This window comes from Maribacter sp. X9 (assembly GCF_048537565.1).
Taxonomy (GTDB): Bacteria; Bacteroidota; Bacteroidia; order Flavobacteriales; family Flavobacteriaceae; genus Maribacter.
Map to the genome: position 1 here is coordinate 3970927 of NZ_CP183215.1, position 22500 is coordinate 3993426.

15 protein-coding genes and 1 tRNA gene are annotated in these 22500 nt (G+C 40.5%); 6 read left to right on the plus strand and 10 right to left on the minus strand.

The window, feature by feature from the left end; translation table 11 throughout:
* Positions 1-2 precede the first annotated feature (2 nt).
* Both ACNR9Q_RS16945 and ACNR9Q_RS16950 read right to left on the minus strand, forming a co-directional pair.
* Complete coding sequence (locus ACNR9Q_RS16945; RefSeq protein ID WP_419212406.1) at positions 3-3515, minus strand: SusC/RagA family TonB-linked outer membrane protein; 3513 nt, start codon at positions 3513-3515, stop codon at positions 3-5.
* A gap of 119 nt (positions 3516-3634) precedes the next feature.
* Positions 3635-4804 (minus strand): FecR family protein, encoded by a 1170-nt coding sequence (locus tag ACNR9Q_RS16950; protein ID WP_419212407.1) that lies wholly within the window; start codon positions 4802-4804, stop codon positions 3635-3637.
* A 119-nt stretch (positions 4805-4923) separates the two neighbouring features.
* Here ACNR9Q_RS16950 and ACNR9Q_RS16955 point away from each other — a divergent pair, with 119 nt between their 5' ends.
* The 6 genes from ACNR9Q_RS16955 to ACNR9Q_RS16980 all read left to right on the plus strand — a co-directional run bounded on the left by ACNR9Q_RS16955 (position 4924) and on the right by ACNR9Q_RS16980 (position 14100).
* A complete protein-coding gene (locus tag ACNR9Q_RS16955) occupies positions 4924-5523 on the plus strand; it encodes an RNA polymerase sigma factor (protein WP_419212408.1) in 600 nt (199 codons plus the stop codon).
* A gap of 1019 nt (positions 5524-6542) precedes the next feature.
* The gene (locus ACNR9Q_RS16960; protein ID WP_419212409.1) at positions 6543-7682 is read left to right on the plus strand and encodes an efflux RND transporter periplasmic adaptor subunit; all 1140 of its coding nucleotides are present in this window, start codon (positions 6543-6545) and stop codon (positions 7680-7682) included.
* A 14-nt stretch (positions 7683-7696) separates the two neighbouring features.
* Positions 7697-10825, plus strand: coding sequence for an efflux RND transporter permease subunit (locus ACNR9Q_RS16965; protein WP_419212410.1), 3129 nt, complete (start codon positions 7697-7699; stop codon positions 10823-10825).
* Positions 10826-10828: 3 nt separating this feature from the next.
* Positions 10829-12232, plus strand: coding sequence for an efflux transporter outer membrane subunit (locus ACNR9Q_RS16970; protein WP_419212411.1), 1404 nt, complete (start codon positions 10829-10831; stop codon positions 12230-12232).
* The gene (locus ACNR9Q_RS16975; protein ID WP_419212412.1) at positions 12222-13337 is read left to right on the plus strand and encodes a sensor histidine kinase; all 1116 of its coding nucleotides are present in this window, start codon (positions 12222-12224) and stop codon (positions 13335-13337) included. Before ACNR9Q_RS16970 ends, ACNR9Q_RS16975 begins: the two co-directional genes overlap by 11 nt.
* A 7-nt stretch (positions 13338-13344) precedes the next feature.
* Entirely contained in the window at positions 13345-14100 is a 756-nt protein-coding gene (locus ACNR9Q_RS16980) for a LytR/AlgR family response regulator transcription factor (protein WP_419212413.1), read from the plus strand.
* Positions 14101-14162: 62 nt separating this feature from the next.
* On the opposite strand, the gene ACNR9Q_RS16985 is transcribed toward ACNR9Q_RS16980, so the two are convergent.
* The 8 genes from ACNR9Q_RS16985 to ACNR9Q_RS17020 form a co-directional block, all read right to left on the minus strand.
* Positions 14163-14236 (minus strand) — tRNA-Arg (locus ACNR9Q_RS16985).
* Positions 14237-14333: 97 nt separating this feature from the next.
* Positions 14334-14780: a GatB/YqeY domain-containing protein gene (locus ACNR9Q_RS16990; RefSeq protein ID WP_419212414.1), complete on the minus strand. Its 447-nt coding sequence runs from the start codon at positions 14778-14780 to the stop codon at positions 14334-14336.
* A gap of 90 nt (positions 14781-14870) precedes the next feature.
* On the minus strand, positions 14871-16781 hold the full coding sequence (ftsZ, locus tag ACNR9Q_RS16995) for a cell division protein FtsZ (RefSeq protein WP_419212415.1): 1911 nt from the start codon (positions 16779-16781) through the stop codon (positions 14871-14873).
* A gap of 44 nt (positions 16782-16825) precedes the next feature.
* Entirely contained in the window at positions 16826-18151 is a 1326-nt protein-coding gene (ftsA, locus tag ACNR9Q_RS17000; RefSeq protein ID WP_419212416.1) for a cell division protein FtsA, read from the minus strand.
* Between the two features lie 6 nt (positions 18152-18157).
* Positions 18158-18877, minus strand: a complete 720-nt coding sequence (locus ACNR9Q_RS17005) for a cell division protein FtsQ/DivIB (RefSeq protein ID WP_419212417.1) — start codon at positions 18875-18877, stop codon at positions 18158-18160.
* Positions 18867-20219, minus strand: coding sequence for a UDP-N-acetylmuramate--L-alanine ligase (gene murC, locus ACNR9Q_RS17010; protein ID WP_419212418.1), 1353 nt, complete (start codon positions 20217-20219; stop codon positions 18867-18869). Before murC ends, ACNR9Q_RS17005 begins: the two co-directional genes overlap by 11 nt.
* Complete coding sequence (gene murG / locus ACNR9Q_RS17015; protein ID WP_419212419.1) at positions 20219-21310, minus strand: undecaprenyldiphospho-muramoylpentapeptide beta-N-acetylglucosaminyltransferase; 1092 nt, start codon at positions 21308-21310, stop codon at positions 20219-20221. Before murG ends, murC begins: the two co-directional genes overlap by 1 nt.
* Positions 21297-22499 carry an FtsW/RodA/SpoVE family cell cycle protein gene (locus ACNR9Q_RS17020; RefSeq protein ID WP_419212420.1) on the minus strand — a complete coding sequence of 401 codons (1203 nt, stop codon included), beginning with the start codon at positions 22497-22499 and terminating at the stop codon, positions 21297-21299. Before ACNR9Q_RS17020 ends, murG begins: the two co-directional genes overlap by 14 nt.
* Position 22500 lies beyond the last annotated feature (1 nt).

A 22500-nucleotide genomic window follows, 5' to 3' on the forward strand; every position in this document is an offset into this window, starting at 1 on the left:
GATTAAAATTTAAAATTCATTCCTAGCGAAAAAGTCTTCATTACGGGATAAGAATCGTAATTGGCTTGTTCTGGGTCATGAAATTCATTGACCTCCGATATGGAGAAAAGGTTGGTTGTATTAAAAAAGATCCGTGCGCCGGAAATGCCAACAGTGTTCAATACATCCTTAGGCAAATTATATCCTAGATTCAGGTTCTTTAATCTTAGATAGGCACCGTTATAAATCCAAAAAGAGGTAGATCCCGTACCGGACTCATACCAACTGCTGCCAACTACACGTGGATATTTAGCATCTGGGTTTTGAGGTGTCCAAACATCGCCGGCCCAAATAGGGTAATATGGGCGCACACTGCCACCATATTGTCGCATTCCGCCTCCTTCTTGGTTGCTAATTACACGGTCGTAGGCACTTACACCTTGAAAGTGTGTGTCCAACGTAAAATTACCATAGCTCAGATTAAATCCGAAACCATAGTTGATTCTTGGAGATCCTTTTGTAGAGAGCAATTGAAAATCATTACTGTCTATTTTACCATCAGGTCCAGGAGAATAACCATCACCGCGTATGTCCTCAAAATAAAGACCGCCCAAGTAAGGGTCCCTTCCAAACTGCGTAAGCCCTTGTGCCAGAAGATCATCTAATTGCTCTTGAGTCCTGACCATTCCCAAAGACCTAAGTCCAAATATCCTATTTAGGGGCTGGCCGATCACTGATTCTGACTCCCTAAGTCCACCTTCTTCAAAAATAGGATCCTGATCAATTTCATCCCATTGATCCTTGGCATATCCCATATTCGCATAGATGGTATAATTGAATTTGCCATCATCTGCAAAATCTCGCCATTTTAGGGATACTTCACCTCCGCGCCAAGACCTTTCCGCATAATTTTCAGGAGCCAGTGACTGCCCATAGTTATCTGGAAGGGTTACCAATCTAGAACCTAAGATATCTGTTTCTTTTTTATAAAAGGCATCGAGCGATCCTTCAAGTTTATGGTGTATAAGGGCGAAATCTAAGCCAACATTATAACTGGTCATAGTGGCCCAGGTCAAATCAGGATTTGGTGTTGCCCCTGGACTGATACCGCGATAGAGGTCGTTCCCAAGAATATAGCTTCCGCCATTACCATAAGTGTTCCTAAAGGAGAACGGTGATATTTTATCGTTATTGATGTCTAGATCATTTCCTGTTGTACCATACGACGCCCTAAGTTTAAGTTCATCTAACCAAGTTGCCTCTTTCATAAAAGCTTCTTGTCCTATTCTCCAAGCTCCCGATATGGAAGGGAAGAAGCCCCAACGGCCATTTTTAGGAAAGAGCGTATTCCCATCGTACCTAAAGGAGAACTCTGCGATATAACGATCATTAAAATTGTAATTTAACCGTCCTATCAACGATTGCCTTGCGCCAATCTCTTCATATCCAGACCCATATCTTCTTTCGGAATCGGTTGAATATACAAAGTCTTGATCGTAATGGGTAACGGGATCTTCTGCCTTGGAATAGGCACCATAAAGACCGTTTTCCGCTTGTTCAAACACCACCATTGCATCCACTCCATGACTACCGAACGTACGTTTGTAGTTTAAGAACCAATCTACTTGGTATTGCCATTCGGTATTGATATCATAACTTAAAAATTCCTGGTTTTGGCTAAAAGTGAACGTACTGATCTTGTTAGGGTCAGGGGGTGCAGGAATGAACCTATTACCATCGGGGTCGGCTTGGGTAAAAATGTAATTTTGTTGATGTGTCATATAATATTTGCGCACATAGTCCTTGGCCAAATAACTGCCCGCAAACTTGGTGGACAGACCGGGCACCATTTTATCCAAATCAATGTTCAATGAAACAATCGAGCTAAGTTGCCTTCTACGGGTTTTAATATATCGATCGCCAACGATTTGATCAATTACGCTCCATGCCAACCAACTTCCCATAGGGGTCTGTACCGGGTAGTCGGTAATGTAATTAGCGGGTGTTCCGTCCGCTTCCAAATAGAACGGATATGTTTTTGGCCAGTTGAAGGTCACTCTATAGAGATCGGCAACGTCATAATCATCATCTTCTGAAAAAGGCCAATAGAACCTATCGTGATTTTGTTGACTGGCCGCTAGATTTAAATCCAAGGTAATGCTGTTGGATAGCTTGGCCGACATATTAGACCTAAGGTTGTACTTGGCATAATCCAACCCTTTAAATGAGCCTTCTTCTTCTCGATAACTGGCAAGGGTATAATATGTCAATGACTTGCTTCCTCCATTAACGCTCATGGTATAATCTTGGCTTGACGGGTTTCGCCAAATCATATCATTCACATTATAGCTCCTATTCTTAAAATAATCAAACTCCGTTTTACCGTTTGGCGGATCCGTACCCAAGAATTCGGCTACCCGGTTTTGGTAAATTAGTTCATCTGTTGCCGTGGTCTTATCAGAGAGAAGTTCTTGGGTAGGCATTGACGATGCGTAAGTGGTCTGAAAACTGAAAACAGGTTTTTCCTGTTCGCTTCCCCTTTTAGTGGTCACCAATACCACGCCATTTCCTGCTCTTGAACCGTATATAGAAGCTGTTGCTGCATCTTTTAGGAACGACAACTGATCCACTTCGTTAGCGTTTAGGGCATCAAATGCTTCTTTGTCCCTTACGATACCATCGATGACAAATAACGGTTCGCCAAAACTTCCCCGCATCCTAATGCTAGAAGATGCACCTGACATGCCCGAAGTATTGGTAATGTTAACCCCTGGAGCACGTCCTGCCAAGGTATTGGATAAATTATTGGTAGGTATTTGATTTAATTCCTCGGCTTTCACAGCGGTTACCGCGCCGGTTAGATTCACTTTCTTCTGGGTACCATATCCAACTACCACGACCTCATCCAAACCTGCGGCATTCTCCAACAATTTTACTTCTATGGCCGTATTTTCATTAATGGCAATCTCTTGGGTAGTAAAACCAAGATAGGAAACCACCAGCGTCCCATTCGCATCGGAGACATTTATCTCAAAATTACCATCAAAATCAGTCTGTGTTCCATTGACAGTTCCCTTTTCCAAAATATTGGCTCCGGCCAACGGAAACCCTTGCTCATCCATGACCTTACCTTTTATGAGCAGGTCTTGCAGTATGTTTACGTGAGATGTCTTTGGTTTGATTACGATCGTTTTAGAGTCCCTTACCTCCATAACTACGGAAGCGCTCATCAAACTTTGCTCCAAAAGCGTGTCTACCTTGATCTTTCCTTTTTTCAACACTACTTTGGGCTTCCCCTTAAAAAGGTCCACTTGGTAGATAAAGTTATAGTCCGTCTGTTCCATAATCATATCGAACACTTGGTCTATGGTCAATTTTTGGTCCTTATCTACTAGGATAGTTTCTTGGGACAATACACTAGTACCGTTCATACCCATGACCACGGTACAGAAAAAGAGTAAATAGGCTTTCATACACAGTAGCAATAACCTTTTTCCATATGGAAAAAGGGCGCACTCCTTTAATTGGTTTTTCATAAATTTGGTTGCATTTAATTAATACTCGTTAGTTAATTGTACTGAGGGAAGGATTATCGTCGGTGAGATGTTGGTAATACCGTCCCTCTTCTTTTTTATAGTGGATCCATAATACTTGTTTACCAGATGACCACTTTATCTCCTTCTATTTCATAATCGTTGATGAATTTAGTGTTCTTAATCAGTTCTAAAATTACCTCCAGAGGTTGGTCCTTACTCAAGGCACCCTTGAACTCAACGGTTTGCATGGAGTTATCGGTAATTTCTATATCAATATCGTACCAACGGGACAAGGTAAGCGCAATCTCCCCCAGATTTAAGTTCCTGAACATAAAAAGCCCGCGGCGCCAGGCCGTTTCCGCCTGCGCATCAACTTGCCTTACAACCGTATGGCCCAATTCGACATCATTAACGGCCTGATCATTAGGGGCCAGAACTATAGGCTTACCCTCTCTTGTGGCAATCGCCACCTTTCCTTCCACGAGCGTTGTAAGTACTTGTTTTTCATCCTTATAGGCCTTTATATTAAATTCTGTACCCAAAACAGTCACATTTTGATGGGCTTGCCGCACTTCAAAGGCACTACCCCGATGTTCGGTTGAAGGGGAAACATCAAAATAGGCTTCCCCGTACATCAGTTCTACCGTTCTGGTATTCCCAGCACCGAAGCTTACAGGATACTTCAACTTGGAATCTGAGTTCAACCAAACCCGTGTACTATCGGAAAGGGTCAGCACAAATTGCTTACCACGGGCAACCGATATGGTATTGTATACATCACCATGCACGCTAGAACTCTTCGAATAGACCAGTTCTTCACCATTACTGGCACTGGTCACATAGGCGTTCTTGTAAGAATTGCCCTTTTGCAAAGCTACCTGTTTTCCGTTCTCTAGAGTTAAAACCGCACCATCCGTTCCCTGCTCCACGGAGGTCCGTACTACTTCTGGAATCGCTATGTTAACGGTGTCTGCCGTACGGTACGTCCCCAATGCCAGCCCGACCAGCAAAATCAAGGATGCGGCCATGGCCCACCAGTATTTTTTTGGCCAGGTTATCGGTAACTTTTGCTGTTCCTTATCATTTATTGACCTCATTAAAGCATCATACGATAAAGGCTCACCTTCTTTTTGATAGGACATGTACAGTAAAAAGTCCGTTTTGATATAGGAATTGAATACCTCCTTGTTCTCTGGATTTTCCAAATAGTCCAACAAAGTCTTCCATTCTTCCTCGCTTAATGTCCTGTTAAGGAATTTCTGGAACAATAGCTCTTCGTTTTCGGTCATTACACGTTAATTTATATAGGTAAAACGGATGAGATTTAAAACATACTTAAACATAGCTTAACTTTTTTTACATTTATCCCAAATCGAAATTGTTTCATATACAAACAAGTTTCCCCATAATGAATGAACATGATCATGAAAAGAGATTGAGCCAGGGCATCATTGAAGGTAATGAATTAGCTTTTAAAGATTTTTTCGAAAAGTATAACCAAACCCTCATGGGTTATGTAATGACCCTTACACAAGATCATGAACAGGCTAAGGATATTGTACAATTGAGTTTTGTATCCTTATGGAAAAAAAGAACGAACCTACAGCCTGATCATTTTGGCCCCTTATTGTTCACTATGGCAAAAAACCTATTTATTGATCATTACCGTAATAGATTGATGCAGGCCAAACACTATGCGGAACTCACGCACCAAGCCTTGACCGATGAACCAGAAGACGATGAACACCTACAGGAGAAGATTAAAAAACTCAAAAAAACCATTGAAATCCTTCCGGAACGATGCCAACAAATCTTAAGAATGACAAAATTGGAAGGCTTGACACAACAGGAAGTGGCCGATTATTTGGGTATTTCTGTGCGTAGCGTGGAAGCTCAAATTCGTATCGCTTACAATAAAATAAGGGAAAGTTTTAATGTGAACGATACCGCCATATTCTTCTTATTATTAGGCGCATTAAAATTATGTGACAAAAGCCCTCCCAACTAGTTTACCAGATTTCGAACAAGAACGCTATTTATTTGACCTACTAAATAAGGTACGATAAAGAACCCAAATTCTGCACCCACTTAGACGTTTTTGGCTTGGCATCTATGATAAAGAAGATGAAAAAGGACTTTCCATAAAAAAAATGGCTGGTGCAACGCGTTGATTATCAACACTTAGATCACAAGGGTAAAAGCAGAAAAAATCCATCTCAGTGAATAATCAAACGATCTAGAAATCATCTAAAATAGAATCTTTAAGCGGCACCTAAAACCCAACTTTATATTGGAAAATTACGTTTAGCGGAAGGAGGTTGTTTTATAATAGGATTTACCTTACCGCAAACTATTTTGTGCAAACGTATTGTTTCTTCTCAAGATAATGGGACCATTAGATTTAACCCATGGTTAAATACCATTCAAAAATGATTGTAAATTCACCTCATTCAACAGGCTGAGAATTAATTCGTAAATCGTAAGTACAGGAAATATTTGTCCGATAATCGGTATTCACGGCGTTTTATAATATATCTCCCACTATATTACCCTTAACTAAGACCTTATACTCACATTGTCAATATTTCAAATGTAATATTGCATCGCATGTTGACCTCTTACCACTCCCTTAAGATTTATTAAATGGTATTACTTAGTTTACGAAGTGTACGATTCTTCCTGAATTTTTAACACAACCTCTTATGCATTACGCAGCAGGTTTAGATACTTCTGAAGCTCCTCCTACTATCCATTTAGACAAGCTTTAATTCAGATTATTCACTTCAATTTTAGTGTCTACTTATTTCTAAATCAGCTTACGATCTGCCTAAAAAATTGAAAAAACTGATACACGCCTTTGGCTAAATTTAATCATATGCATTAGAAAAGCTATCCTTAACGAAAAGCTTAATTTCTAAAATCCGCATTTTAGTTTCCAATATCCGCACTTCAGTAAAATTATAGGTCAGATAACAAAGAACGGGTTCTAGTTTTGCCACTTATAATGGTCAAATAAAAGAAGAACCGATGAAGTATTTGATAAATAAAACCCGAAATGTCGGGCTGTTGTTTTTAACGGCTATACTCTTTTTTCAGAGCTGTAAAGAGCCTAAAGATGAAACAGCACAGCAAGTTGAAACCGTACAAGCAGAAGTACTTAGCTTACAGCCCTCAGATGCTGTCATCGAGCAAGCTTTTCCGGCAAGCTTACAGGGAAAAGACAACATCCAACTCCGCCCGCAGATCAGTGGTTATATTGATAAAATCTTTGTGGACGAAGGGGCTTACGTTAAAGCCGGACAGCCCTTGTTCCGTATCAACGCCAGCGTGTACCGCGAACAAAAAAATACCGCGTTGGCCGCTTTGTATATGGCAAAATCACAACTCGAATCGGCACAGCTGGAACTAGATAAATACAAAATCCTGAGTGATAACAATGTGGTGGCCGATTTTCAATACCAGAAAGCAAAAGCCACTTATGAAAATGCAAAAGCGGCTGTCAATCAACAGCAGACTCTTGTAGCTTCTGCTGATGTTAATCTTGGATTTACTGAAATTAAAGCTCCAATAAGCGGCTACATCGGTCGTATCCCCAACCGTTTGGGAGCCCTTGTAGCTCCTAACGACACAGACCCTCTCACCACCCTCTCACAAGTGAGTGAAATCTATGCTTATTTCTCGCTTCCTGAAAACGAAATTCTAAAAATAAATGCCTCTCGTTCCGGGGCAAACTTATTGGAGAAAGTGAAAAGTTTTAAAGATGTAAGCCTATTACTCGCAGACGGAAGCCTTTATACACACCAAGGTAAAATAGATATGATGGATGGGCAATTCGACCCGAATACAGGTTCTGTAATGCTCCGTGCTTCTTTTTCCAATCCAGAAAGCCTCCTAAGAACAGGCAATACAGGAAGGGTTATTTTAAAATCGATTAAACACGATGTTTATAAAATACCGCTATTAGCTACCTACGAACTTCAGGATAAAATTTTTGTAGGTCTGTTAGATCAGTCCAATAAAATGCAACGTGTAGCCTTAAAGGATTACATAAAATCAGGTGATTTTTACATTATTGAGAATGGCTTCAATCCTGGAGACCGAATTATTGCAAATGAACTGCCGTCAGTTCCTGAAAATACCATCGTAACCCCAAAGGTCAACCCCTAAAAGCTCCATGAAAAATGCTAAATAAGATTATAAAAAGACCCATCCTCGCTACTGTAATCTCAATCATACTGGTGCTTTTAGGGATTCTAGGTTTATTGCGCATTCCGATGACCCAATTTCCCGATATCGCACCACCTACGGTGTTCGTGTCGGGCACCTACCCCGGAGCCAATGCAGAAAGTGTTATCCGCTCGGTTGTTACACCTTTGGAGCAAGCCATCAATGGGGTGGAAAATATGCAGTATATGACCTCAAGTGCCGCTAACGACGGAAGTTTTTCTACGACTATTATTTTCAAACAGGGCGTCGATCCCGATCAGGCCGCCGTTAACGTACAAAACCGGGTGGCACAAATCAATGCGCAACTGCCACAGGAGGTAATCCGACTTGGACTAACGACCACTAAACAGCAGTCAAGCTATTTGATGATTGTAAATGTTAACAGCGAAAAACCTGAAAAATATGATGAGGGCTTCCTTTCTAATTATGCCGAAATCAACCTTCTTCCCGAGTTAAAACGTATTCCCGGTGTAGGGAATGTGAGTTTATTTGGCTCCAAGGAATACTCGGTTCGTGTTTGGCTCAATCCCACCAAGTTATCGTCTTATGGTTTAGTGCCAGCTGATGTAGAAACTGCGATACAGCACTATAGCTTTGAGGCCTCACCAGGAACTCTGGGCGAAGAAAGTGACGCTACGTTACAATACACCTTGCGTTATAAAGGCAAACTGAATACGCCTGAAGAATTTGAAAAAATCATCCTTCGTTCCAAAAATGATGGCGCCGTTTTACGTTTGGGAGACGTTGCCCGTATCGAGTTCGGCCTGTCCAACTACTCCAGTGACACCTATACTGATGGAATGCCTTCTATCGTATTTGCCGTTATTCAGGCCAGTGGTTCCAATGCCAATGATATTGCCATTGAAGTAAAAAAATCACTAGAGCTTTTTCAGAAGAATGCTCCCGATGGTATCAAATACGATCTTATACAGAATATGAAAGATCGTTTAGACACCTCTGTCTCGCAGATGAAAGCCACGCTGATCGAAGCATTCATTTTGGTATTCATAGTCGTATTGGTTTTTCTGCAAGATTTCCGCTCCACCATTATCCCCGCAATAGCGGTACCGGTGTCCATAATCGGCACATTCTTTTTCATCTACCTCATTGGGTTTTCGGTCAATGTATTGACTTTGTTCGCCCTTGTACTCGCCATTGGTATCGTAGTAGATGACGCTATTGTTGTTGTTGAAGCTGTACACACCAAGATGCAACAAACGGGCGAATCGGCAAAGACAGCCACGATTTCGGCAATGAGTGAAATCAGCGGAGCAATTGTTTCCATCACCCTGGTGAATGCTGCCGTATTTCTGCCTGTTGGTTTTATGGAAGGTCCTGTGGGGATATTTTATAGGCAGTTCTCCTATACATTAGCCATTGCCATCCTGATTTCTGCGGTGAATGCCCTTACCCTGAGCCCTGCTTTATGTGCCTTATTATTAAAGAATGACAGTATCGGGGAAAAGGGAGAAAAGAAGAGATTTACCCAACGCTTTGCCACTGCATTCAATGTTAGTTTTCAGCGCCTTACCAATAAGTATATAGGAGTTGTCAGGTTTTTAGGAAAGAGAAAAGTTATTGCCATAGCGGCATTGTCATTGGTTTCTTTCATAGCCTTCTTTTTGATGAACAATGCCCAAAAAGGTTTTATTCCTGCAGAAGATGATAACAACCTGAGCTTTGCAGTGAATCTACAAACCGGTGCAAACTTGCAGTTTATCACGGCCGAAATGGAAAAGGCAACAAAAATAGTTTCAGAACTACCGGAAGTAAGAAGCATCAGTACGGTTTCCGGTTTTAATATGTTTTCATCCGGCGCTTCTCCAAATTCCGCAATGGGCTTTATAACCCTTAAAAAACCGAAAGACAGGGGTGCAGTATCAGACATTAACGAGGTAATGCATAAAATCGAGTCTACGATGAAAAATAAAATAAAAGGCGAATTTATGATTTTTCGTAATCCTGCGGTAGAAGGCTTTGGAACGGCAGGTGGCGTAGAGTTCGTCTTGCAGGATAGAACTTCCGGTGACATCATCGATTTTGAAAAGGTAAGTAGAAAAATAATCGATGCTTTAAACAAACGCCCTGAAATTGGTATGGCATTTACCAGCTTCAGGAGCGATTATCCGCAATATGAGGTAGAACTTAATGAAGACAAAGCGCAGCAATTGGGATTGCCCCCAAAAGAGGTGATGGATGCTTTGCAATTGTATTTGACGGGTTCACAGACCACGGATTTTATCCGTTTCGGAAGATTGTACAGGGTAAATGTGCGTTCTGAAGCTGAGTATAGGAAAGACGAATCATCTTTAGAAAATATAATGGTTCGAAACAACCAAAACCAAATGGTGCCTATTTCAACATTGATAGCACTTAAAAAAGTGTTTGGACCACAGGATATCAGCCGCTACAACCTCTACAACAGTATTACGGTGAATGTGAATGCCGCAGGCGATGCCAGTACGGGAAAAGTAATGAATGTTGTAGACAAAGTACTACAGGAAGAATTACCAAAGGGATATGGTTATGAATATAGCGGATTGAGTTTACAGGAGAAAAAGTCAGGGTCTCAAATGGTCTTCATATTCGGATTAAGTATACTCTTTATTTATTTTCTTCTTGCCGGGCAATACGAAAGTTACCTATTGCCATTGGCGGTAATATTATCACTACCTACGGGTGTTTTAGGCGCATTTATAGCTATCGGATTTGCCGGTGTGGATAATAATATCTACGTTCAAATCGCACTGATAATGCTGATGGGTTTATTGGCAAAAAATGCCATTCTCATCGTGGAATTTGCCCTGCAACAACGGAAAGCAGGCTTGTCTATTTTCGAAGCGGGAATTGCTGGGGCCAGAATGCGCCTGCGCCCTATTTTAATGACTTCATTTGCTTTCGTTGCAGGATTGATACCGCTAATGTTTGCAAAAGGAGGAACAGCAATGGGAAATAAATCCATCAGTATCAGTGCTGCCGGAGGGATGTTAAGCGGTGTTTTTTTAGGGGTATTGATCATTCCTGTTTTGTATATGGTTTTCCAAAGCTTACAGGATAGAGTTTCAGGTAACGAAAAGGCATAACCGATGAAGAATTTTATAATAAAAAATATCAGTGCAGGATTTGTTTTAATGCTAGTGGTACAATCTTGTAAAGTATCTAAAGATTACCAGCGCCCGGAGCTAAACCTTCCCACTACGTATGAAGGCGTACCTATTGAAAATGATAGCAGTGTAGTGGAAACCCCATCGTACTCGCAGTTTTTTAGCGATGAAAAATTGGTAGCTTTGATTGGTGAAGTATTAGATAATAATCCTGATTTACAAATAGCTACCGAAAATATACTAGCTACCGAAGCGGTACTGAAAAACGTAAAACTCAATTATCTTCCAGAGGTCAATCTACAAATCAGCGCGGGTGTTCAAAGGCTTTCAAAAAATAGTATGACAGGTTCTTTCGCCGGAAGCTCACTGTTCGAAGAATACAATTTGGCTCCATCAGTGTCTTGGGATCTCGATTTCTGGGGAAAACTAAAAAGGCAACGAGAGGAAGCCTTAGCCAACTATTTTAGTCAGGCAGAGAACCGTAGGGCTTTACGTGTACAACTAATTGCACAAACAGCTCAGGCCTATTATAACCTGCTTAGTCTTGACCAACAATTGCGCATCACTCAGGGCGTAGAAAAAAGTATGCAAGAAACCTTAAATATGTTGAAAATTCAATATCGGGTAGGTGAAGTAAGCTCGTTGGCCATCAAGCAATCTGAAGCACAACTGGCAGAAACCCGTGCGCTGATTCCAGAGGTGAAAGCCAGTATAAAGGCACAGGAAAACGCTTTGCAGGCCTTGGCCGGTAAGTATCCCGGTTCGGTAGAGCGTTTACAATCCGTGACAAATGCTGCATTTCAAAGTCCGTTAGAAACAGGTATTCCAATAGATTTATTAAGGAACCGTCCGGACGTGAGGCATCAGGAATTAGCATTACGCGCTGCCAATGCAAGAGTGGGGATTGCCAAAGCCGATTTTTATCCCAGCCTCAAAATTACAGGACAGGGTGGCCTCAATGCGATCAAAGCAAGCAAGTGGTTTGCTATTCCCGCTTCCGTATTTGGAACCGCAGCAGCAGGATTGGCCCAGCCTGTTTTTAATAAAAGAAGTATCAAGTCATCTTATGAGCAGGCATTACACTTACGGGAAGCAGCCGTAAATGAATTTAGAAAATCGGTGGTGAATGCGGTAGAAGAAGTAAGTACCTCAATAAGTAATATTGCTCAGGTAAAAAAACAAATGATTGAAGTTAATAATAGAAAATCTGCATTGGACCAAGCCATTACAGATGCTCAGGTACTTTATAAATATGGGGAGGCCAATTATCTGGAAGTTCTGACCGTTCAGCAAAACTATTTCCAGACCGAATTGGCACATACGATGACTATGCAAAAGCAAATAAATGCTTACATTTCTTTATACAAATCTCTGGGTGGAAATTAAATGGAAAAATATGGCGATAGCTTTAGCGAATCAGCAGGGAAAACCTTTTTTTCATTGGAGCGCGGTGCTGGTTTCATTGGCCTTGGCTAACCTCATACAGTACCTTTTAAATCCTAAAAGCATTTGGTGGGATTTCTACACCCAGGCTAAGTGGACGGAAATCCTGGTTACTATTATTGTCGGTGTGGTTATATATGCCGTTCTGTTTGGAGTTGTGGCAATGATATCAGACTATGTGAACAAACGCCTAATTTTCCGTGACAACATTTTAGCACACTTTTTTGCCACTACCTTGGTTGTCATAGGCGCTATGCTCTTTCTGCTGTATCTTGAAAATATTGTTTATGACATCCTTTGGCCTGAATCATCAGAATCTAATCCGGATTTGGAACTGGGGCTTAGGCAGTATCTTGTCGTGAATATGGTCATTGCGGCTTTTGTAAATAGTTTTTATCATTCTTATTTCTTTTTTGAAAAATGGAAAGCCAAAGTTATCGAGAGCAGAACACTTGAGCTTCACGCGCATCAGCTAAAGGAAAACGCTTTACAGTCTGAACTGGAGATACTCAAACTGCAACTAGACCCGCATTTTCTATTTAATAACTTCAGCATCCTCACACAATTGATTGAAACGAACCAAAAGGGAGCCCAGGAATTTCTTTCAAACCTATCCAGAGTATACCGTTATATTTTAACGTCGGCAAAAAAAGATATCATTGCCTTGCAGGATGAGTTGAAATTTGTCGAAATGTATTTTCATTTGATTAAGATACGCCACGGGGATACGATATTCCTGAACATTACTATACGAGAAGCGGATAAACGCAAAGGTATTCCACCGGTAACTTTACAACTGCTGCTTGAAAATGCCATTAAACACAATATTTCTACCGTGAAAAAACCTTTGTATTTAGCTATTGAAAGTGGCAAAGACACAACGATTGTCGTGAAAAATAACCTTCAACCAATCAATATTGACTATAAAAGTACCGGGATGGGATTAAAAAATATAAAGGAAAGGTACCAGTTACTGCAAAAGGAAACACCGAAAATCAGGAAAACGGAAACAAGTTTTGAAGTACAATTACCTTTGTTAAATTTATAGTATTGTTATGAATTACCTTATCATCGAAGACGAGCGGTATAATGCGGACCTACTAAAAGGACTTGTGGAAAAACATCATAACACCATGCACCTGCTGGCAATTTTACCAAGTATACAGGAAAGCGTAGATTGGTTGAATACTCATCAACATCCTGATGTTATTTTTATGGATATACGACTGGCAGACGGTCTATCTTTTGAAATTTATAACCAGGTCCATATTCAATCTCCGGTGATTTTCACCACAGCTTACGATGAATATGCCCTGCAAGCATTTAAAGTTTACGGAGCTGCTTACTTATTAAAACCTATTGTACCCGAAGAATTGGAAGAGGCCCTGAAAAAGGTTACTGAATTTCGCTCGTTGACCTCAACCGAAGATGTGACTGGTATTTTAGCTATGCTGCGAACACAGCATAAAAAATACAAAACACGTTTCTTGCTACATTATCGCGAAAACTATAAGGTAATTGCCGTAAAGGATATTGATTATATTTTCCTAGAATACAAGACTGTTTATTTTAAACTTCTTGACGGCACCGTTATCGTTGTTCCTTACAGTCTGGAAGAGTTGGAAGAACAGCTTGATCCCCATTATTTTTTTCGGGTAAACCGACAGTTTATTCTGAACATCAATAGCATTGAAAGTATCCAAAAATATTTCAATGAAAAAGCAAAGGTTATTTTGAAACGAGACCGAGAAAAAAAAGTGATGGTAAGCCGTATTAAAATGCCACATTTCAAATTGTGGCTGGACAGATAAGCCTGTATTAATTTTAAAATTCAATAAAAAAGGGATACTGAAATAGTATCCCTTTTTTATTGTGACCCCGGAGGGATTCAAACCCCCAACCCTCAGAGCCGAAATCTGATGCGCTATTCAGTTGCGCCACGGAGCCATTATATTCAGTATTCAGTATTCAGTATTCAGTATTCAGTATTCAGTATTCAGTATTCAGTATTCAAAACTAAAAATATTTAGGGAGAAGTAATCACTTATGCCAATTTCTTCTTAACAATGGTAGAAATCAATTTACCATCAGCTTGCCCTGCCAATTCTTTCGATACGATTCCCATTACTTTACCCATATCTTTCATTCCAGATGCACCAATAGCTTCAATAGTATGCACAACTACTTTCTCCACCTCCTCTTCAGTAAGCTGCTCTGGCAAAAATTGCTCAATGATAGCTATCTGTGCCAATTCTGGGTCGGCAAGATCTTGTCTTCCCTGTTCAATAAAAATAGCGGCGCTATCTTTTCGTTGCTTTACCAACTTTTGCACCAACTGTATTTCTTCCTCTTCGGTAATTTCAGCAGTACTTCCACTCGTACCCGCCAACAACAATGCCGATTTAATAGCCCTTAAGGATTCTAAAGCGACTGAATCCTTTGCTTTCATAGCCAATTTCAATTGCTCCATAACCTTTTGCTGTAGACTCATCGTTTCATTATTTTGGTCTGCGAAGATAAAAAATAAACCCGAAAACTTTGATCGTTTTAGGGTTTAAAAATATTTATTGAACTTAAGCCTTTAATCTACATTATCATGTAAAAACGAATTATTTGATCGTAGTTGCTTTTCGTCATTACTATCATCACTTAACGATGTCCTTGAAATTTTACTCTCCCTAGGATTATCATTAAGATTTATACCTTGCCTTTTGTAGGCAGGTTGCTTTTCAATTTCGTCAATGTTGTTTAAATTATTTTGAAACTTATAATTGAAATCTTTAAGTTTTCTTCTTCTTTCATCTGCCCTTTCACGCAACAGTTCCTCGATAGGAGTTTCCATAGGGTCAATAGGAGCGTCTGATTGATGTGTATTTTGTTTGGGTGCGACCGTTCTCTTTTCAAAGACCAGCTCATCCTCAACGATTTTTGGTTTAAATTCTTCTGCTTTTGATTTTGCACCGGTCAATTTGCTTTCTAACTGCATGTAGTCATCTAAACTATAACGCTTCTCACCATTCTTATTATATTCTAATACAGGTATGACTTCTATACTATCGTTAACATCCAAATCTTTCACTTCATCATTTAAATTGAACGTGATTACATTCTCCTTTTCCTCTTCATCACGTAATGGAATGTCAAAACTCATCGCAATTTGATCCTCTTCTTCCTTCACTCTTAAAACTTCCGGATCCACTACTTCGATATCCCTCAAGGAAGCTGAAGAACTTACGATTACGAAATCATCTTCTGAAACATTTTGGGCAACTACTTCTTCATAAAAAACATTGAAATTTTTAATATAGTTCGTAGTTGGTATCAAATCGAAATCTGCCTCTTCAACGAACTCATATTTTTTGATCGGTTTGGCTTCTTCCTCTTCTTCATCCATCTCCAACGTATGAACGGTCTTATTTTGTGAGAGCAACACGGCTTCGGCTCGTTGGCCGTCTTCCAAAGTGTGGATGATTTTCTTTGATTCCGTATTTACGATATCATCCTGTTGCTCAATATTAAAACCCGTGGCAATCACCGTTACGGCAATAGCCTCTCCCAAACTTTCATCTTCACCGACACCCATAATGATATTGGCACCGTAACCTGCTTCTATTTGAATATGATCGTTGATTTCTCCAATTTCATCAATGGTGATTTCTTGTGCGCCCGATACGATCAATAACAATACATTTTTAGCTCCCTGTATTTTATTATCGTTCAATAATGGGGAATCCAGTGCTTTCATGATCGCTTCGTTGGCCCTTGCGGAACCGGAAGCTATGGCAGAACCCATAATAGCGGTTCCACTATTGGAAAGTACTGTTTTGGCGTCACGTAAATCTATGTTCTGCGTGTAGTGATGTGTAATTACCTCTGCAATCCCCCTAGCAGCGGTCGCCAATACTTCATCAGCCTTTGAAAAACCTGCCTTGAAGCCTAAATTCCCATATACTTCCCTTAGTTTATTGTTATTGATAACAATCAGCGAATCTACATTTTTACGTAATTTTTCAATACCGCGTTGCGCTTGTTCAACCCTCATTTTACCTTCGAATTGAAAAGGCATTGTTACGATACCCACTGTAAGAACATCCATTTCCTTTGCGAATTTGGCAATGACGGGAGCAGCACCAGTTCCTGTTCCCCCACCCATACCCGCAGTAATGAAAATCATTTTTGTAGTTGTATCCAACATACTTTTGATTTCCTCTATACTTTCCATCGCGGCTTGTTCCCCAACTTCAGGATTGGCACCAGCACCCAAACCTTCCGTTAATGAAACACCTAATTGAATTTTGTTAGGAACCGGACTATTGTCCAATGCCTGAGAATCTGTATTACAGATTACAAAATCTACGCCGTTGATACCGGCCTGGAACATATGGTTGATCGCATTACTACCACCACCGCCAACACCGATGACCTTTATAACGTTACTTTGATTTTTTGGAAGATCAAAAGAGATATTATCAAATTCGCTGTTCTTACTCATATTCTAAATTATTACTGGTTATGTGTTTTCTTACTCTTTACTTTTTACTCTGCGTTGTCCAAAAATTCCTTAAGCCTTTCGGACCACTTATCAAAAACAGATTTTCTTTCCTTATGCATACGATTTTGCGTAGCGGTTTCCATTTCCTGTTCTGAAAAGACAAATTCCTCCTCTTCGGCTATCTCCTCCTGTATATTCTTCAGTTTTGCCTTGTTCTTTATTGCATTCATCAAAAGACCGACTGCCGTGGCGTATAACGGACTTGCAACTTCTTCATCTGAATCACCTGCCAAATGCTCGTTAGGATAACCGATACGCGTATCCATACCCGTGATATATTCAACCAATTGCTTCAAGTGCTTTAACTGACTTCCACCACCCGTTAATACAATTCCTGCAATCAATTTTTTCTTTTGCTCCTCATGCCCGTAATTTTTGATTTCGACATAGACCTGCTCTATGATTTCAACTATACGGGCATGTATAATTTTAGAAAGGTTCTTCAAAGAAATCTCTTTAGGTTCCCTTCCACGTAAACCGGGGATAGAAACAATCTCATTATCCCTGTTCTCTCCAGGCCAAGCAGAACCAAACCTAGTCTTCAACAATTCAGCTTGTTTCTCTATAATGGAACATCCTTCCTTAATATCCTCGGTAATCACGCCACCCCCAAAAGGGATAACCGCTGTATGACGAATAATGCCATCCTTAAAAATCGCTAGGTCGGTTGTACCTCCTCCGATATCAATCAAGGCTACACCTGCTTCTTTTTCCTCTTGGCTCAATACGGCGTCAGAGGATGCCAAAGGCTCCAGCGTAATATTCCCTAAATCAAGACCGGCACTCTTAATGCAGCGGCCGACATTTTTTATGGAAACCACTTGACCTACCACCACATGAAAGTTGGCCTCTAAACGGCCCCCATACATACCGATAGGCTCACGAATTTCACCTTGCCCATCTACTTTGTATTCTTGGGGCAATACATGAATAATCTCTTCACCGGGTAGCATAATCAATTTGTGCACTTGATTACAAAGTGTGTCTAAATCTTCTTCGTTGATGACCTCTTCAGAATCCTTTCGTGTAATGTAATCACTATGTTGTAAGCTTCTAATGTGCTGACCAGCTATACCTACCACCACAGAACCGATTTTAAGTCCCGAATTTGCTTCTGCCTCCTCAACGGCCTGTTGTATTGATTTTATGGTTTGGGTAATGTTATTGACAACGCCTCGGTGCACACCTAAACTTTTGGACTTTCCGATACCCAAAATTTCGATCTTACCGTATTCATTCTGTTTACCAATAATGGCAACGATTTTTGTTGTTCCTATGTCCAGACCGACTGAATAATTAGTTTGTTCCATGTTTTCTTATATTTTAGTGCACACCACCTGGTTATTGAATTCTAAACTTACTTCCGCATAATTCTGCAAGGTCTTATCCTTGTTCGCTTTGGCATAAAACGCCTTAAAATTGCTGAACTTCCCCTCCAAATTTTCAATACCTCCTATGTTCACTACAAAATCGTTGAGCCTTAATCGTAACTGATAATCATTCTCATCCTTGATATGGATGCCGATTACCGTTTTTCTAAAAAAATCGTCCTTATTGATCTGCTCCAATATGACGTAGACATCCTCAAGGCTTTTACCACTGATATTGCCTGTTATTATGGGAACCCTTGCCGAATGATTCTTGGAAAGAGGCATTCTTTTTCCTTCATCATCCAAATAAAATTTAGTATCCCCCTCAATGCGTCCGATTGGTTTACGCTGAACGATTTTCGACGTAAGCTCACCATCTATAGTTAGATAGACTTGGGCACTTTTCACCATTTCATTGGCCATAATGGCCTTTTCTACAGTATTCAAAACTAATTTTTCTTTAGGGACATTTTTTAGACCTCCAAATTTTTGTATTAACAATTTATTAACCGTGCCTTCAGTGAGGTACAAATTTTGGTCGCCCACAAACTCTACTTTCGTCCCGGTAATGTTCTTGGATCTGTTACGTTCGTTAGAAAACGCATATAACCCCATGATTACCAGAACCAAAGCCATTAGCTTTAAAAAATTCCAATTAATTCGCATATGACATTTCGTTTTTAATTTTCAGTACTTCCAAACCAATATCCCCTGCTCCCATAGTCACCAAAACTTCTGGCTTTTGCATTTTTATTTCAGAAATGATTTGTTCTTTTGAAACTAATTTTTTATAAGTACTCGTTATTTTATCTAACAACCACTGTGAATTTATTCCTACAATAGGTTCTTCGCGGGCCGGATAGATATCCAGTAGCAATACATTTTCAAATTGAGACAAACTTTTGGCAAAATCATCGGCAAAATCTCGGGTTCTTGAAAATAAATGGGGTTGAAAAACCGCTACTACTTTTTTGTTAGGGTGCATTTCAGATACCGCCTCAAAAACCGCATTGATTTCGGTAGGGTGATGGGCATAATCGTCTATAAAAACAAAATCCTCGTTTTTAATCCTATAGGAAAAACGCCGTTGCACTCCCTTAAACGTTGCCAATGCTTCAGCAAGGCGATGCGGTGGGGAACCTGCTTGCATCGCCATCGCAAAAGCAACCAAACCATTAAGCAAATTATGCCTTCCGGGCTTGTTGAACCTCACCCCTTTCAGGGTTTCTTCTGGGGTTTCCAAATCAAAAACGTAGGCACCATGTTCTATCTTTATGTTTCGGATACAATACTCCGAATCGTCTTCAATACCATAGGTCAAACCATCTAACGGCAACCCGTTACGCACAAATAATTTTCCGCCTGGCTTCAATCGTTTTGTAAAGTCGATAAACGATTTTTCCAATTCCGTCGCATCTCCATAAATATCCAAATGATCGGCATCCATAGAAGTGACACAGGCCACAGTGGGGGTCAGCCGTAAAAATGAGCGATCAAATTCATCTGCTTCTACTACCGAGTAATCGGTTCCTTCCAATAAAAAATTGCTATTGAAATCCTCTGAAATTCCACCTAGGAAAGCGGTCAACGATACACCCGTTTCTTTCAACAAATGCGCTAAAATGCATGAAGTGGTTGTTTTACCATGCGTTCCGGCTACTGCAAAACAAAAAGAATCTTTTGTAATCAGACCCAACACTTCCGAACGTTTTTTAAGTATAAAACCATTGTCCAAAAAGTAATTGTATTCTTTATGGCTAGAAGGAACCGCAGGCGTGTACACCACCAAGGTATGCTGCGCATCTTTAAACTCGACCGGAACTTGTTCCATATCATCCGAATAATGAATGGCAATACCAGATGCTGATAACTCCATGGTCAACGGTGTTTCCGTTTTATCGTAACCCGCGACCGTTTTATTGATAAAAGCAAAATACCGAGCCAATGCAGACATACCTATGCCTCCTATCCCAATAAAATACACCCTATGTATTTGCTCTATATTCATTACCTCTTCATTAATTTTTCAATTTCATCGCAGATATCGGCTGTTGCATTGGGCAACGCCAAGGCCTTACTATTTTTTGATAATCGCGCTTGCTTTTCGGGCGAATTAAAAACAGATTCAAATTCAATCTTAAATCGCGCCTCTAAATCCTTTTCCCTGATCATTACCGCAGCGTCGTCACCTACCAGCGCCAATGCATTTTTGGTCTGATGATCTTCTGCAACAACGGGAGAAGGAATAAAAAAAGTAGGCTTACCAACCAAACACAATTCAGATACCGCACCCGCGCCCGCTCTTGAAATAATAAAATCTGCCGCCACATAGGCCTTGTCCATATCATTTAGAAAGGCATGCACTTTTATAGCTTCGGATTGATTTACTTGATACATTTCATAATATCCTTTTCCACATTGCCAAAGCACTTGTAAACCCAAGTCCTGAAAATAAGCCAGGTGATGCGCTACCAGTTCATTGATCCGTCTCGCCCCCAAACTACCTCCTAAAACCAAGAGTGTTTTCTTACCCGTTTGCAATTCAAAGAAATCTAAAGCTTCTTTTTTGGTCGCATTCAATTCGACCAAATCTGAACGGACGGGATTTCCGGTTTTTACAATTTTATCCTTGGGGAAAAATTGGTCCATCCCATCATAGGCGACACAGATTTTAGCCACTTTATCCTTCAGTAATTTATTTGTTATTCCTGCAAAGGAATTCTGCTCCTGCAACAAACATGGAATTCCTTTAGCTGTTGCCATTTTCAACAAGGGGCCACTAGCAAACCCACCAGTACCAATTACGACATGGGGTTTAAACTTGTTTACGATGTTGTTCGCTTTCATCAAACTACTGATCAATTTTATGGGAAACATTAAATTCTTAAGGGTCAGTTTCCGCTGTAACCCCGTAATCCATAATCCTTCAATTTTATATCCTGCCTGTGGCACTTTCTCCATCTCCATTCGATCCTTTGCCCCGACGAACAAAAATGCAGCATCGGGATGCCTTCTTTTCAACTCATTCGCGATGGCGATGGCCGGATAAATATGTCCGCCCGTCCCCCCTCCAGATAATATGAACCTATAATTGCCCACTTAAAATTTCTAAGGGGTTCGTCTCATCTATATCTGATGCAGAAGCACTCTCCTGCACTATACTTTTATTACTTGCACTCAAAATGATTCCTATCGCCAAGCAGGTCATCCAACTAGAGGTGCCCCCACTACTTATCAAGGGTAAATTCTGTCCCGTTACCGGAAACAGTTCAACCGCCACCGCCATATTTATCAGTGCCTGAAAAACAATGGGCAGCCCAACACCCAACACCAATAACTTGCTGAAAATGGTCGTACAGCCATTGGCCACGACCACAATACGGAACAATAAGAACAAGTAAAAGAACATCAAGGCAAAACCGCCCAACAAACCGTATTCTTCCACAATAATGGCATAAATGAAATCTGATGAACTTTGAGGTAAAAAATTCTTCTGTATGCTTTTACCTGCACCTTTACCAACGATACCACCGGTGGCAATGGCAATTTTTGCTTTTTCGATTTGATAATTGGCCTCTGTATCCTCTGGGTTCGAGAAACTATCAATACGGCTCATCCAAGTATCTACCCTATTCGGAAATAGATCCGGAAACGCTTTTGCCGTAAGGATAAAAATAGAGAGGCAAGCTACACCTGTACCTATAATTCCCAATAAGTATTTAATGGGATATCCTCCCAAAAAGCACAATACCAAAACCATTGAAAAAATAATGGCAGCAGTAGAAAAGTTAGCAGGCAAGATGAGTACTACCACCAAGAAAACCGGGAGCCATAATGGCAATATACTTTCGGTAAACGTCACCTTGACCTCCCGCACTTTTGAAAAATAACGGGCCACATAAATCATTAAAACCACAGCGGCAAGGTTAGAAGGTTGAAACCCGAAACCTACGAACGGAATACGGATCCACCGACTGTCATTGGTACCTCCAGCAGAAGTTCCTTGCGCCAAAACAAAAACCAACAGCACTAAAACGATAGGCAGGGCAATCATTGAAAGCCCCTTGAAAAAGTGGGTGGGTATTTTGTGTACCCCATAAATAATTCCAAAACCGAGAAACAGTAGAATAGCATGTTTTACCAAATATCCTACGGTGGTACCATTGCCCACCACGTAGACCAAGTTGCTACTTGCGCTGTACACCGGTAAAAACGAAAACAAGGCCAATAGGGCGGCAATTGCCCAAATGGCTTTATCTCCTTTTATATTTTGAAATATTCTAAGCACT

Bases quoted from the DNA above. Each gene is read 5' to 3' on its own strand.
- ACNR9Q_RS16945 (WP_419212406.1), bottom strand. From the start codon at position 3,515: ATGAAAAACCAATTAAAGGAGTGCGCCCTTTTTCCATATGGAAAAAGG.
- ACNR9Q_RS16950 (WP_419212407.1), bottom strand. From the start codon at position 4,804: ATGACCGAAAACGAAGAGCTATTGTTCCAGAAATTCCTTAACAGGACA.
- ACNR9Q_RS16980 (WP_419212413.1), top strand. From the start codon at position 13,345: ATGAATTACCTTATCATCGAAGACGAGCGGTATAATGCGGACCTACTA.
- ACNR9Q_RS16955 (WP_419212408.1), top strand. From the start codon at position 4,924: ATGAATGAACATGATCATGAAAAGAGATTGAGCCAGGGCATCATTGAA.
- ACNR9Q_RS16960 (WP_419212409.1), top strand. From the start codon at position 6,543: ATGAAGTATTTGATAAATAAAACCCGAAATGTCGGGCTGTTGTTTTTA.
- ACNR9Q_RS16970 (WP_419212411.1), top strand. From the start codon at position 10,829: ATGAAGAATTTTATAATAAAAAATATCAGTGCAGGATTTGTTTTAATG.
- ftsA (WP_419212416.1), bottom strand. From the start codon at position 18,151: ATGGAACAAACTAATTATTCAGTCGGTCTGGACATAGGAACAACAAAA.
- ACNR9Q_RS16965 (WP_419212410.1), top strand. From the start codon at position 7,697: ATGCTAAATAAGATTATAAAAAGACCCATCCTCGCTACTGTAATCTCA.
- ftsZ (WP_419212415.1), bottom strand. From the start codon at position 16,781: ATGAGTAAGAACAGCGAATTTGATAATATCTCTTTTGATCTTCCAAAA.
- ACNR9Q_RS17005 (WP_419212417.1), bottom strand. From the start codon at position 18,877: ATGCGAATTAATTGGAATTTTTTAAAGCTAATGGCTTTGGTTCTGGTA.
- murC (WP_419212418.1), bottom strand. From the start codon at position 20,219: ATGAATATAGAGCAAATACATAGGGTGTATTTTATTGGGATAGGAGGC.
- ACNR9Q_RS16990 (WP_419212414.1), bottom strand. From the start codon at position 14,780: ATGAGTCTACAGCAAAAGGTTATGGAGCAATTGAAATTGGCTATGAAA.